This is a genomic window from Telluria sp. LT2P34, assembly GCF_059685915.1.
Genome location: NZ_JCASIN010000006.1, coordinates 143091 through 155469 on the forward strand (window position 1 = coordinate 143091; position 12379 = coordinate 155469).

General features: G+C 64.0%; 10 protein-coding genes and 3 tRNA genes. 9 read left to right on the forward strand and 4 right to left on the reverse strand.

Annotated elements, in window-relative coordinates; translation table 11 throughout:
* Positions 1 to 137: 137 nt before the first annotated feature.
* The 3 genes from AC56KZ_RS16510 to AC56KZ_RS16520 are packed head-to-tail and all read left to right on the forward strand — an operon-like array spanning position 138 to position 3242.
* Positions 138 to 734 carry a MarC family protein gene (locus AC56KZ_RS16510; protein ID WP_497163273.1) on the forward strand — a complete coding sequence of 199 codons (597 nt, stop codon included), beginning with the start codon at positions 138 to 140 and terminating at the stop codon, positions 732 to 734.
* 1 nt (position 735) lies between these two features.
* Positions 736 to 2763 carry a hybrid sensor histidine kinase/response regulator gene (locus tag AC56KZ_RS16515; RefSeq protein ID WP_497163274.1) on the forward strand — a complete coding sequence of 676 codons (2028 nt, stop codon included), beginning with the start codon at positions 736 to 738 and terminating at the stop codon, positions 2761 to 2763.
* A gap of 41 nt (positions 2764 to 2804) precedes the next feature.
* Complete coding sequence (locus AC56KZ_RS16520) at positions 2805 to 3242, forward strand: FKBP-type peptidyl-prolyl cis-trans isomerase (protein ID WP_497163275.1); 438 nt, start codon at positions 2805 to 2807, stop codon at positions 3240 to 3242.
* Between the two features lie 161 nt (positions 3243 to 3403).
* On the opposite strand, the gene uvrB is transcribed toward AC56KZ_RS16520, so the two are convergent.
* On the reverse strand, positions 3404 to 5509 hold the full coding sequence (gene uvrB, locus AC56KZ_RS16525) for an excinuclease ABC subunit UvrB (protein ID WP_497163276.1): 2106 nt from the start codon (positions 5507 to 5509) through the stop codon (positions 3404 to 3406).
* Between the two features lie 75 nt (positions 5510 to 5584).
* Between uvrB and AC56KZ_RS16530 the strand changes: the two genes are divergently transcribed.
* From AC56KZ_RS16530 to AC56KZ_RS16540, 3 genes are all read left to right on the forward strand, one after another.
* A complete protein-coding gene (locus AC56KZ_RS16530) occupies positions 5585 to 6796 on the forward strand; it encodes an amino acid aminotransferase (protein WP_497163277.1) in 1212 nt (403 codons plus the stop codon).
* A gap of 24 nt (positions 6797 to 6820) precedes the next feature.
* Positions 6821 to 6896: transfer RNA gene (locus tag AC56KZ_RS16535), tRNA-Asn, on the forward strand.
* 111 nt (positions 6897 to 7007) lie between these two features.
* A tRNA-Asn gene (locus AC56KZ_RS16540) sits at positions 7008 to 7083 on the forward strand.
* Between the two features lie 47 nt (positions 7084 to 7130).
* Here the strand turns inward: AC56KZ_RS16540 and purT are convergent.
* On the reverse strand, positions 7131 to 8345 hold the full coding sequence (purT, locus tag AC56KZ_RS16545; protein WP_497163278.1) for a formate-dependent phosphoribosylglycinamide formyltransferase: 1215 nt from the start codon (positions 8343 to 8345) through the stop codon (positions 7131 to 7133).
* A 131-nt stretch (positions 8346 to 8476) separates the two neighbouring features.
* On the opposite strand from purT, the gene AC56KZ_RS16550 reads away from it, so the two are divergent.
* Positions 8477 to 8552: transfer RNA gene (locus tag AC56KZ_RS16550), tRNA-Asn, on the forward strand.
* A gap of 104 nt (positions 8553 to 8656) precedes the next feature.
* A complete protein-coding gene (locus tag AC56KZ_RS16555) occupies positions 8657 to 9748 on the forward strand; it encodes a tartrate dehydrogenase (protein WP_497163279.1) in 1092 nt (363 codons plus the stop codon).
* Between the two features lie 7 nt (positions 9749 to 9755).
* Here the strand turns inward: AC56KZ_RS16555 and AC56KZ_RS16560 are convergent, their stop codons facing one another.
* Positions 9756 to 10049, reverse strand: a complete 294-nt coding sequence (locus AC56KZ_RS16560; protein ID WP_497163280.1) for a hypothetical protein — start codon at positions 10047 to 10049, stop codon at positions 9756 to 9758.
* A gap of 177 nt (positions 10050 to 10226) precedes the next feature.
* On the opposite strand from AC56KZ_RS16560, the gene AC56KZ_RS16565 reads away from it, so the two are divergent.
* Positions 10227 to 11870 (forward strand): response regulator, encoded by a 1644-nt coding sequence (locus AC56KZ_RS16565; RefSeq protein WP_497163281.1) that lies wholly within the window; start codon positions 10227 to 10229, stop codon positions 11868 to 11870.
* A gap of 50 nt (positions 11871 to 11920) precedes the next feature.
* On the opposite strand, the gene AC56KZ_RS16570 is transcribed toward AC56KZ_RS16565, so the two are convergent.
* A complete protein-coding gene (locus tag AC56KZ_RS16570) occupies positions 11921 to 12376 on the reverse strand; it encodes a response regulator (RefSeq protein WP_497163282.1) in 456 nt (151 codons plus the stop codon).
* Between the last annotated feature and the right edge of the window lie 3 nt (positions 12377 to 12379).

Genomic DNA, 12379 nt, shown 5'->3' on the forward strand with positions numbered 1-12379 from the left:
GCAGTCGGGAAGTACACGGAAGGCCAGACGCAGCGCGTTCTGGTCTTTTTTCTTGAGCGGCGCGAATCGGCAGCTTGCAAGCGAATCAGTTAAGATCGCTGGAGCAGCCGTTAGCCAGGAAACCAGCAACAATAACCATGACCCAAAGTTTTTTCCAGACCTTCATCCTGCTCATCCTCGTCACTGACCCCTTCGGCAACGTGCCCCTGTTCGCCACCGCGCTGAAGGACACCCCGGTCCAGCGCCGTCCGCGCATCGTCGTGCGCGAGTGCGCGATCGCCTTTTTGCTGCTCCTGGTCTTCATGTTCTTCGGCCAGCACTTCCTGGCCGCGCTGCACCTGTCCCCGGTCGCCCTGCGCATCGGCGGCGCCGTCATCCTGCTGATCATCGCGATCCGCATGATCTTCCCGCACCCGGATGGGGTGCTCGGCAAGAGCGAGCATGGCGAACCCTTCATCGTGCCGCTGGCGATTCCCGCGCTGGCCGGGCCGTCGGCGCTGGCGACCGTGCTGCTGTTCAGCGCGAACACCCTGTCCGAGACCATGGTGCACGTGGCCGCCCTGGCGGCAGTCGCCGTGGTGTGGCTGGCCGTTTTCCTGAGCGCCGAGCGCCTGCAGAAAAAGCTGGGGCCGCAGGTGATGACGGCCTTCGAGCGCCTGATGGGCCTGATCCTGACGGCGATGTCGATCGAGATGCTGCTCGGCGGTATCCGCGAATTCGTGAAGACCCTCTGAGATGAGCACTCCCGGCGCGGCGGCGACACTACAGCAGGAACTGCGCTTCCTCAGCGGCGGCGGCGGGGTCGGCGCGTTGATGCGCTCGCACGACTGGTCGCGCTCGCCCCTGGGCGACCCCGCCGGCTGGCCGCCGGCGCTGCGCACCATCGTGTCGCTGATGCTGGGTTCAAAGTTCCCGATGTTCTGCGCCTGGGGCAAGGACCTGGCCTTTCTGTACAACGAAGCCTATCGCGACATCCTGGGCGACAAGCACCCGGCATCGCTGGGCGCGCCCTTCCAGGAGGTCTGGTCCGAGATCTGGACCGACATCTATCCGCTGATCGAACACGCGCTCGGCGGCGAAGCGACCTATATGGAAAAGCTGCCGCTGCTGATGCATCGCCACGGCTACGACGAACAGACCTGGTTCACCTTTTCCTACTCCCCCGCGCGCGACGACAACGGCGACGTGGCGGGCGTGCACTGCGCCTGCGTCGAAGTCACCGGCCAGGTGCTGGCCGAACGCTATCGCGACGAGGAAAACAAGCGGCTCGTGACCCTGTTCGAGCAGGCGCCGGGGATCATCGCGGTCTTGCGAGGTCCCGAGCACGTGTTCGAGATCACGAACAAGAGTTACATGCAAATGATTGGGCGCAGCGACCTGATTGGCAAAGCCGCGCGTGTCGCTTTGCCTGAAGTCGAAGGGCAGGGCTTCTTCGAGCTGCTCGACCAGGTCTACACCAGCGGCGCACCCTTCGTCGGCCACTCGCTGCCGCTGGACGTGGCGCGCGAACCGGGCGCGCCGCTCGAGCGGCGCTATCTCGACTTCGTCTACCAGCCGATCCGCGACGCACAGGGCGACGTGGCCGGGATTTTCGTCGAGGGCAGCGACGTCACGGTGCGCAAGCAGGTCGAGGACGAACTGCGCGCGGCGAATCGCCAGAAAGACCAGTTCCTGGCGATGCTGGCGCACGAGCTGCGCAATCCGCTGGCGCCGATCACGACCGCCGCCCATCTGCTGAAACTCGGCCACCTCGACGCCAAGGCGGTGCGCACCGCCAGCGACATCATCGCGCGCCAGGCCGAGCACATGACCGACCTGGTGAATGATTTACTGGACGTGTCGCGCGTGACGCGCGGCCTGGTGTCTATCGAGAAGGAGGAGCTCGACCTGAACGTGGTCGTGGCCGGCGCGCTGGAACAGGTGCGACCGCTGATCGAATCGAAACGCCATTCGCTGACGATGGAGCTCTCGGGCGAACCGGTGCACGTGCTGGGCGACCGCACGCGCCTGGTGCAGGTGCTGTCGAACATCCTCAACAACGCCGCCAAGTACACGCCGGCCGGCGGCCAGATCGTCTTGCGCGTCTGCGCGCCTGTTGATGAGGTGGTGGTCACCATCACCGACAATGGAATCGGAATCGAGCCGGATGTGCTGCCGTATATCTTCGAACTGTTCACCCAGGCCGAGCGCACGCCGGACCGCTCCCAGGGCGGCCTCGGGATTGGTCTCGCGCTGGTAAAAAGCCTGGTCGCGCTGCATGGCGGCACGGTCGACGCGCGCAGCAGGGCGCCCGCCTCGGGCAGCGAATTCGAGATCCGGCTGCCGCGGGTCGATGACGTTGCCGCTGCCGCCGATGCCGCCGCCGGCGAGGACGATTCGGCAGAAACGACGGCCCTGCGCGTGATGGTGGTCGACGACAACGAGGACGCCGCCCAGATGCTGGCGACGCTGCTGGAAGTGCAGGGGCATACGGTGTCGGTCGAATACGACGGCCGCGGCGCGCTGCAGCGGGCGCGCCTGGAACGGCCGCAGATCATGCTGCTCGATATCGGCCTGCCCGACACCGACGGCTACGCCCTGGCGCGCCAGTTGCGCGCCATCCCCGAACTGCGCGGCGCCACCCTGATCGCGCTGACCGGTTATGGCCAGATCGAGGACCGCAGGCTGGCCGAGGAGGCCGGTTTCGATCATCACCTCGTGAAACCGGCCCACCTCGACCAGGTCATGCAGATTTTTGCCGACACCCGGCACACGCTGCGCTAATATACGGCGCACAGCCGACTCAATCTTTCCAAGGTAAAACAATGAAATCATCATTCACCGCACTCGGCCTGGCCGTGTTCCTGGCTGCCGGCACCGCCGCCGCCGCTCCAGCCGCCCCGGCCGCAACGGTCGCACGCGCGCCGCAGCTCCAGAAAATCGACACCGTCGTCGGCAAAGGCAAGGAAGCCATCGCCGGCGCCAACGTCACCGTCAACTACACCGGCTGGCTGCATGCGCCGAAGTCGCCCAAGGGCCGCGGCAAGCAATTCGATTCCTCGGTCGGCGGCGAGCCGTTCAGCTTCCCGCTCGGTGGCGGCGCCGTCATCAAGGGCTGGGACCAGGGCGTGGCCGGCATGAAGGTCGGCGGCAAGCGCACCATCATCATTCCCGCGGAACTCGGCTACGGCGCCCGCGGCGTCGGCCCGATCCCGCCGAACTCGAACCTGATTTTCGACGTCGAGCTGCTCGACGTGAAGTAATCGGAAACGCGAAAACACGAAACGGCCCGCGGGCCGTTTTTTTTCGTGGACACTCAAGCCTCAGCGGTGGAGCATCCGTGCCGGTTTGCTGGCGGTGAGACCGCGTGGGCGGAGCCCACCCTACGAACACCCCCGTCACCGCCCGAACACCCGTGCCCCTCTTATTTCCCCAACATCGACACCACATTGTCCGCCCCCGGCGCCCCGAAGGCCTGCTGCTTGAGCACATGCAGCTGGTCGCGCACTTGCGCCGCCTTTTCGAACTCGAGGTTCTTCGCGTGATCGACCATGAGCTTCTCGAGGCGCTTGATCTCCTTGCCGATCTGCTTCTCGCTCATCGACTCGACCTTGGCGATCGCCGCTGCATTCTCCAGGCCCTGCGCGCCTTCCAGCATCGCCTTTTGCGCGGCATTGCTGTAGACGCCGTCGATCAGTTCCTTGATCTTCTTCTGCACGCCCACCGGGGTGATGCCGTTGGCGAGGTTGAAGGCGATCTGCTTGGTGCGGCGGCGTTCGGTTTCGTCGATGGCGCGGCGCATCGAGTCGGTGATGCGGTCGGCGTACAGGATCGCCACGCCGTTCAGGTTACGCGCGGCGCGGCCGATGGTCTGGATCAGCGAGCGCTCGGAGCGCAGGAAACCTTCCTTGTCGGCGTCCAGCACCGCCACCAGCGACACTTCCGGCAAGTCCAGGCCCTCGCGCAGCAGGTTAATGCCGATCAGGACGTCAAAAGTGCCCAGGCGCAGGTCGCGCAGGATTTCCACGCGCTCCACGGTTTCGATATCGCTGTGCAGGTAGCGCACCTTGATGCCGTGGTCGGACAGGTATTCCGTCAGCTGCTCGGCCATGCGCTTGGTCAGCGTGGTGATCAGGACGCGCTCGTTTTTCGCGACGCGGTCGTTAATCTCGCTCATCACATCGTCCACCTGCGACAGGGCAGGGCGCACGATGATGACCGGGTCGACCAGGCCGGTCGGGCGCACCACCTGCTCGACGACATTGTCGGCATGCGAATTTTCGTACTCGGCCGGGGTGGCCGAGACAAAAATCGTCTGGCGCATCTTGCCTTCGAATTCCTCGAATTTCAGCGGCCGGTTGTCCAGCGCCGAGGGCAGGCGGAAGCCGTAATCGACCAGGTTGGTTTTCCGCGAACGGTCGCCGTTGTACATTGCGGACAGCTGCCCGACCAGCACGTGCGACTCGTCCATGAACATCAGCGCGTCCTTCGGCAGGTAATCGACCAGGGTCGGCGGCGGCTCGCCCGGCATGGCGCCCGACAGGTGGCGCGAATAGTTCTCGATGCCTTTAGTAAAACCGATTTCGGCCATCATTTCCAGGTCGAAGCGGGTGCGCTGTTCCAGGCGCTGCTCTTCGATCAGCTTGTTTTGCTGGCGGAATTCCTCGAGGCGGTCTTTCAGTTCGGCCTTGATCGATTCGACCGCGCGCAGCACGGTCGAGCGCGGCGTGACGTAGTGCGAACCCGGATAGACGGTAAAGCGCGGGATTTTCTGGCGCACGCGGCCGGTCAGCGGGTCGAACAGTTGCAGCGACTCGATTTCGTCGTCGAACATCTCGACGCGGATCGCCAGTTCGGCGTGCTCGGCCGGGAAGATGTCGATGGTATCGCCGCGCACGCGGAAGGTGCCGCGGCCGAAGTCCATCTCGTTGCGCGAGTATTGCATCTGGATCAGGCGCGCGATGATGTCGCGCTGGGCCACTTTATCCTTGTGGCGCAGCGTCAGGATCATCTTGTGGTATTCGTTCGGGTTACCGATACCGTAGATGGCCGAGACGGTAGCGACAATCACCACGTCGCGCCGTTCCATCAGCGATTTGGTGCACGACAGGCGCATCTGCTCGATGTGCTCGTTGATCGACGAGTCCTTTTCGATGAACAGGTCGCGCTGCGGCACATAGGCTTCCGGCTGGTAGTAATCGTAGTAGGACACGAAATACTCGACCGCGTTATGCGGAAAGAATTCGCGGAATTCCGAATACAGCTGGGCGGCCAGGGTTTTGTTCGGCGCGAAGATGATCGCCGGCCGGCCGGCACGGGCAATCACGTTGGCCATCGTGTAGGTTTTACCGGAACCCGTCACGCCGAGCAGGGTCTGGTACATCAGGCCGTCGTCGATGCCCTCGACCAGGCCGGCGATCGCCGTCGGCTGGTCGCCGGCGGGCGCGAAGGGCTGGTGCAGCTTGAATGGGGAGTTCGGGAAAGTGATGACCGTCGGTTCCGGACCGGTTGCGATTGATACATCAGCCATGTTTCGAGACCTTTGCTAAAATGGGTATTCGTTTGTGCACTGCTGCAAACCCACCGACAAATCCAGTTTATCACGATGACTTCCACAGCCTCAGCCAGCCTCTTCGGCGCCATCGACATGGCGCCACGCGACCCGATCCTGGGCATCACTGAAGCATTCAACGCCGACACCAACCCGGCGAAGATCAACCTGGGTGTCGGTGTTTACTACGACGATGCCGGCAAGGTGCCTTTGCTGCAGTGCGTCCAGAAGGCCGAAGCGAAATTGATTGAGCAGTTGTCGCCACGCACTTATTTGCCCATCGAAGGGCTGGCGGCGTACGACAAAGCGGTGCAGGAGCTTGTATTTGGGGCCGGCAGCGCGGTTATTCAAGAGAAGCGTGCGGTCACCGTCCAGGCCATCGGCGGCACCGGCGCGCTTAAAATCGGCGCCGATTTCCTCAAGCGGTTTTCGCCGCAATCGCAAGTATTCATCAGCGACCCGAGCTGGGAAAACCACCGCGCCCTGTTCGAGAGCGCCGGTTTCATCGTCAACCATTACACCTATTACGATCCCATTACCCACGGCGTCAACTTCGAGGGCATGCTGGCCTCGCTGCGCAGCATGGCGCCCGGCTCGATCGTCGTGCTGCACGCCTGCTGCCATAACCCGACCGGCGCCGACCTGACGCAGGAGCAGTGGGGGCAGGTGATTGCCGCGGTCAGGGAAGGCGGCCTGATTCCCTTCCTCGACATGGCCTACCAGGGCTTTGGCGCCGGCATCCAGGAAGATGGCGCGGTGGTCGCTCGTTTCGTGGAAGCGGGCGGTCCAATGCTGGTATCGAATTCGTTCTCGAAATCGTTTTCCCTGTACGGCGAGCGCGTCGGTGCGCTGTCGGTCGTGGCCGACAGTGCCGACGAGGCGGCGCGCCTGCTGTCGCAACTCAAGCGCGTGATCCGCACCAATTACTCGAGCCCGCCGCTGCACGCAGGCAAGGTCGTCGCCACCGTATTGAGCACGCCGGAGCTGCGCCAGGAATGGGAAACCGAGCTGGCCGGCATGCGTGTGCGCATCAAGGAGATGCGCGAGGCGCTGGTGCAGAAACTGGCCGAGCGCGCGCCTGGCCGCGACTTCGCGTTTGTCCGCCGACAGGTCGGCATGTTTTCGTATTCGGGCCTGACCAAGGATCAGGTGGGCAAGCTGCGCGAAGAATCGATTTATGCGGTCGATACCGGCCGCATCTGCGTCGCCGCGCTGAACTCGAAGAATATCGATCTCGTCGTTGACGCCATCGCCAAAGTCCTCTAAAATCTTGGCTCTTTGCAGCACAATTCCCTGATAGCTCAGTTGGTAGAGCGACGGACTGTTAATCCGCAGGTCCCTGGTTCGAGTCCAGGTCGGGGAGCCAGAATACGAAAAGGAGTGCCGGGTGACCGGTACTCCTTTCTTCGTTGGGCGAGCACAACTGCCGTCCACCCCTTGCGCATTATTGCTGAGCAGTTATAATGCCAGGCTCAATTCCCTGATAGCTCAGTTGGTAGAGCGACGGACTGTTAATCCGCAGGTCCCTGGTTCGAGTCCAGGTCGGGGAGCCAGAACAAGCAGTATCGAAAGGCCGCGTTCAAACGCGGCCTTTTTCATTTTATTCCCGTCCCGCTACCGGCCGCACCTTGGCCGCCGCCTCGCGTGCACGTTGCCGTGCCGTATCGATATCGGCCGCGCTGGCCAGCGCCACGCCCATGCGCCTGCGTGCAAACGATTCCGGCTTGCCGAACAGGCGAATGTCGGTGCCGGGGATCGACAATGCCTCGGCCACCCCCTCGAAGGCAATTCCCTTTGCATCGAGCTGGCCATAAATCACGGCCGAGGCGCCGGGGGTGCGCAGGGACGTATCGACCGGCAGGCCCAGCACGGCTTTGGCATGCAGCTCGAATTCGCTTTGTACTTGCGTGACCATCGTGACCATCCCCGTATCGTGGGGCCGCGGGCTCACTTCCGAGAACCACACCATGTCGTCCTTGACGAACAATTCGACCCCGAATACGCCCAGGCCGCCGAGGCTGGCCGTCACCGTCGCCGCAATGGCGCGCGAGCGCTCCAGGGCCAGCGGCGTCATGGGATGGGGCTGCCAGGATTCGACGTAATCGCCTTGTACCTGCTTGTGGCCGATCGGTTCGCAAAAGCCGGTGACGGTCGCGCCATCGGCGCCGCGCGAGCGTAACGTCAGCAGCGTGATTTCGTAGTCGAAGTCGATGAAGCCTTCGGCGATGACGCGGCCGGCGTCGACCCGCCCGCCGGCGGCCGCGTACTCCCAGGCGGCGCGCACGTCGGCGGCGCTGTCGAGCTTTGACTGGCCCTTGCCCGAGGACGACATCACCGGTTTGACCACGCAGGGAAAGCCCACCGCGGCGCAGGCCTGTTCGAGTTCGGCCAGGCTGCTGGCGAAACGATAGGGCGAGGTCGCCAGGCCGAGTTCTTCCGCGGCGAGGCAGCGGATGCCTTCGCGGTTCATGGTCAGCTGCACCGCGCGCGCGGTCGGAATGCAGGTGATCAGGCCGGCCGCTTCCAGCTCGGCCAGCTTGTCGGTGGCGATCGCCTCGATTTCTGGAATGACCAGGTGCGGCCGTTCGCGCTCGATCAATGCCGCCAATGCGGCCGCGTCGGTCATGTCGATCACGTGGGAGCGGTGGGCGACCTGGTGGCCGGGCGCGTCGGGATAGCGGTCCACCGCGACGGTTTCGACACCGAGGCGCTGCAGGGAAATGATGACTTCCTTGCCGAGTTCGCCCGAGCCGAGCAGCATGACGCGCGTGGCCGAAGGGGAGAGCGGGGTGCCGAGAGCGTGGGTAGGGGGCATGACGAAGTCCAGGATGGCCGGCGCGCGGCGGGACTTCGCACTATAGCGCGGCGCGTCACGGCGTGCAGGACACGCCTTTTTTTCGCGGGGCTCGCCAAATCCGGATCCGCCCGCTATAATGTTGCCTCAATTCCCTGATAGCTCAGTTGGTAGAGCGACGGACTGTTAATCCGCAGGTCCCTGGTTCGAGTCCAGGTCGGGGAGCCAGAACAAGCAGTATCGAAAGGCCGCGGTCAAACGCGGCCTTTTTTGCGTTCTGCACGGTCAATCAAAGCCTGCTACGATCGGTTTTCGTTTGCCACAGGTGCTCCATGACACGCGTATTCAAGATCGCAGCCATCGCCGGCGACGGTATCGGCAAGGAAGTCCTCCCTGAAGGATTGAAAGTGCTGGAAGCGGCCGCGCGCCGTTTCGACATCACATTCGAATTCACCCATGTCGAATGGGCCAGCTGCGACTACTACCTGAAAACCGGCGCCATGATGCCGCCCGACTGGAAAGAGCAGCTCTCCGGCATGGACGCGATCTATTTCGGCGCGGTCGGCTGGCCGGCGACGGTGCCGGACCACATTTCGCTGTGGGGCTCGCTGCTGAAATTCCGGCGCGAGTTCGACCAGTACATCAACCTGCGCCCGGTGCGCCTGTTCGAGGGCGTGCCCTGCCCGCTGGCCAACCGCAAACCGGGCGACATCGATTTTTACGTGGTGCGTGAAAATACCGAAGGCGAATACACGAACCTCGGCGGCATCATGTTCCCGGGTACCGAGCGCGAGATCGTGATCCAGGAATCGGTGTTTTCCCGCATCGGTACCGACCGCGTGCTGAAGTATGCGTTCGAGCTTGCGCGCTCGCGTGCGCGCAAGCACCTGACCGTGGCGACCAAGTCGAACGGCGTCGCCATCAGCATGCCCTGGTGGGACGGGCGCGCCGATGCCATGGCCGAGGGCTATCCGGAAGTGGCGGTCGACAAGCAGCACATCGATATCCTGTGCGCGCGCTTCGTGCTGCAGCCGCAGCGCTTCGACGTGGTGGTGGCCTCGAACCTGTTCGGCGACATCCTGTCCGATCTCGGGCCGGCCTGCACCGGCACGATCGGGCTGGCGCCATCGGCCAACCTGAACCCGGAACGCAATTTCCCCTCGCTGTTCGAGCCGGTGCACGGTTCGGCGCCGGATATCGCCGGCAAGGGGATTGCCAACCCGGTGGCGATGATCTGGTCGGGGGCGATGATGCTGGGCTTCCTGGCCGATGCGCCGGACGCGCCGCCAGGCTGCCGCGCGGCGCATGATGCAATCCTCGCGGCCATCGAGCAGGTGCTGCGCGAAGGCCCGCGCACGGGGGACCTGGGCGGGGCGGCGACGACGGTGCAGATGGGCGATGCGATCGCGGCTTTGCTGGCCTGATGCGGTTTTACTTCCGCCGTTTCTTGTCGTTCGACGTATACGTACGCGTATAGAAATCGGCCGGTTTGCGCGCCACCCACTCGATGAAGGCGCGGATCTCCTCGTGCCCGCGCAGGGCGTCCCAGGTATGGTAGCTGCGCAGCAGTTCGCGCTCGGTGAATGCCGAGTGGATCTTGCGGTGGCAGATCTTGTGGATCGGAAACTGCTCCTTGCCCTTGAAGGTCTTCGGCACAAGGTGGTGGCGGTCGATGTTGACCGTGCCCAGTTCGCGCCCGCATAGCGGGCAAATTGTGTCCTGCATCGCCTTCGTCCGAAAAAAACCGTGATGCATTGGAGGTGGTGGCGCGGGCTGTCAGTACAAGGCCCACGGGGCGCGCACGATTGCGAATTGATGGATTTCCAAAGGACATCGTGTAGAATTAGTGCTTCACAAATGCAACATGGCCTCGTTGATACTGTTAAATGGGGTCTCGATACGATGATCGACGACGATTCCAGCACCTGTTCGATCCTCCTGATCGACGACGAGCCTTTTGCACAGCAAATCATCGAGCACGCGCTCAAGACCTGTGTCAAGCATGCCCTGGTCTACGAGTCCGATGCTGCGCGCGCCGTTGCCCTGGCTGGCGAGATGCAGGTTACCGTGGTGCTGGTCGACCTGCGCATGCCCGAGCTCGACGGCTTCGAGTTCACGCGCCGCATGCGCGCCAGCCCGGACACCGAACACATCCCCATCATCATGCTTTCTTCGGAAGACGATCCCGAGGTCAAGGCGATGGCCTTCGCCGCCGGCGCCAACGACTACATGGTCAAGTGGCCCGATCCGCGCGAGCTGGTGGCGCGCGTCCAGTACCACAGCGACGCCTGCGTCGCCCGCCGCGAGCGCGATGCCGCCTTTGCTTCGCTGCGCGTGAGCCAGCAGCAACTGGCGGCGAGCGAATCGGCGCTGCACCAGGCCCAGAAAATGGACGCGATCGGGCAGCTGACCGGCGGCGTCGCCCATGACTTCAACAACGTGCTGCAGATCATCGGTGGCAACCTGCAGCTGCTGAAACTGGTCGGCGGCCTGAACGAGTCCGCACGCAGCCGCGTCGACATGGCGCTGACCGGCGTCGAGCGCGGCGCCAGGCTGTCGGCCCACCTGCTGGCCTTCGCGCGGCGCCAGCCGCTGCAAGCGGTGGTGCTCAATCCGGGCCACCTGCTGCGCGACATGGATGACATGATGCGCCGCGTGCTGGGCCCGAACGCGCGCATCGTCACCGACATCGATCCCGCGCTGTGGAGCACGGTCGCGGATCCCCACCAGCTCAACAACGTGCTGCTGAACCTGGCCATCAACGCGCGCGACGCGATGGGCGGGAGTGGCACCCTGCTTATCCGGGCAAGCAATGCCGGCACGCCTGGCGCCCCTCTGCCGCCAGGCATTGCGCCGGGCGAATACGTGATGATCGAAGTGGCCGACACCGGCAAGGGCATGGCGCCCGAGGTGCTGCAGCGCGCTTTCGAACCCTTCTTCACCACCAAGCCGGTCGGGCAGGGAACGGGACTCGGACTGTCGATGGCCTACGGTTTCGTGAAGCAGTCCGGCGGCGACATCGTGCTCGAGAGCGAAGTGGGCCGCGGCACCAGCGTGCGTATTTTCCTGCCCAGGAGCAGCATGGAGGCGCCAGCGCCGGAAAAAGCGACGGACGCGCCGCTCTACGGCGGCCTGGAAACGATCCTGGTGGTGGAAGACGAGGAAGACGTGCGCAATGCCACCTGCGGGATCCTGTCCGCGCTCGGCTACGAGGTGCTGGAAGCCTGCGACGCGGCCGGTGCGATCGCACTCGTCGAAAGCGGGCGCCATATCGACCTGGTGTTCTCCGACGTAGTGATGCCGGGCCCGGTCAGCAGCCTGCAACTGGGTGAAACGGTGCGCGAGCACCTGCCGCAGGCGCAGCTGCTGTATACCTCGGGCTATGCCGAAGGCGTGCTGGCGCACGAGGGCAAAGTCAGCGCCTCGGTGCACCTGCTGCAGAAACCTTATCATCCCGATGCGCTCAGCGCCCGCATCCGCCACCTGCTGCGCCGCGCGCGTGGCGCGGGAGTGGCCGGCAAGCCGGAGCCGGTGGTGCCGGCCTAGGGTGGAGCGGGCGGCGAACCGCTCCCGACTCCATGCGTAATGACTGCTGTTCAGGCCGGCGGCACGTAGCGGTGCGAGCCCGGAGGCGGCTCGTTCAGCACCGCCCAGAAGATCCCGAGATCGGCGATCGCGCGCACGAATTCCTTGAAATCCACCGGCTTCACGACATACGCGTTCACGCCCAGCTCGTAGCTGCGCACCAGGTCCTGTTCCTCTTTCGACGAGGTCAGCATCACCACCGGCATCGATTTCAGGCTTGGCGTGGCGCGGATTTTTTCCAGCACTTCCAGCCCGTCGACCTTTGGCAGCTTCAGGTCGAGCAGGGTGACGGCAGGGTTGCCTTCCTGGCGCTCCGCAAATTCGCCGCGCCGCAGCAGGTAGTCGAGCGCGTCGGCGCCGTCGCGCACGACGATGACTTCGTTGGCGAGCTGGCTTTTGGCCAGCGCCACCAGCGTCAGTTCAAGGTCATGCGGGTTGTCTTCGACCAGCAGAATGGGTTTTAGCATAGT

Excerpts from the sequence above, each read along its gene's own strand:
- AC56KZ_RS16510 (WP_497163273.1), top strand. The coding sequence starts at position 138 with ATGACCCAAAGTTTTTTCCAGACCTTCATCCTGCTCATCCTCGTCACT.
- AC56KZ_RS16515 (WP_497163274.1), top strand. The coding sequence starts at position 736 with ATGAGCACTCCCGGCGCGGCGGCGACACTACAGCAGGAACTGCGCTTC.
- AC56KZ_RS16520 (WP_497163275.1), top strand. The coding sequence starts at position 2,805 with ATGAAATCATCATTCACCGCACTCGGCCTGGCCGTGTTCCTGGCTGCC.
- uvrB (WP_497163276.1), bottom strand. The coding sequence starts at position 5,509 with ATGGCTGATGTATCAATCGCAACCGGTCCGGAACCGACGGTCATCACT.
- AC56KZ_RS16530 (WP_497163277.1), top strand. The coding sequence starts at position 5,585 with ATGACTTCCACAGCCTCAGCCAGCCTCTTCGGCGCCATCGACATGGCG.
- purT (WP_497163278.1), bottom strand. The coding sequence starts at position 8,345 with ATGCCCCCTACCCACGCTCTCGGCACCCCGCTCTCCCCTTCGGCCACG.
- AC56KZ_RS16555 (WP_497163279.1), top strand. The coding sequence starts at position 8,657 with ATGACACGCGTATTCAAGATCGCAGCCATCGCCGGCGACGGTATCGGC.
- AC56KZ_RS16560 (WP_497163280.1), bottom strand. The coding sequence starts at position 10,049 with ATGCAGGACACAATTTGCCCGCTATGCGGGCGCGAACTGGGCACGGTC.
- AC56KZ_RS16565 (WP_497163281.1), top strand. The coding sequence starts at position 10,227 with ATGATCGACGACGATTCCAGCACCTGTTCGATCCTCCTGATCGACGAC.
- AC56KZ_RS16570 (WP_497163282.1), bottom strand. The coding sequence starts at position 12,376 with ATGCTAAAACCCATTCTGCTGGTCGAAGACAACCCGCATGACCTTGAA.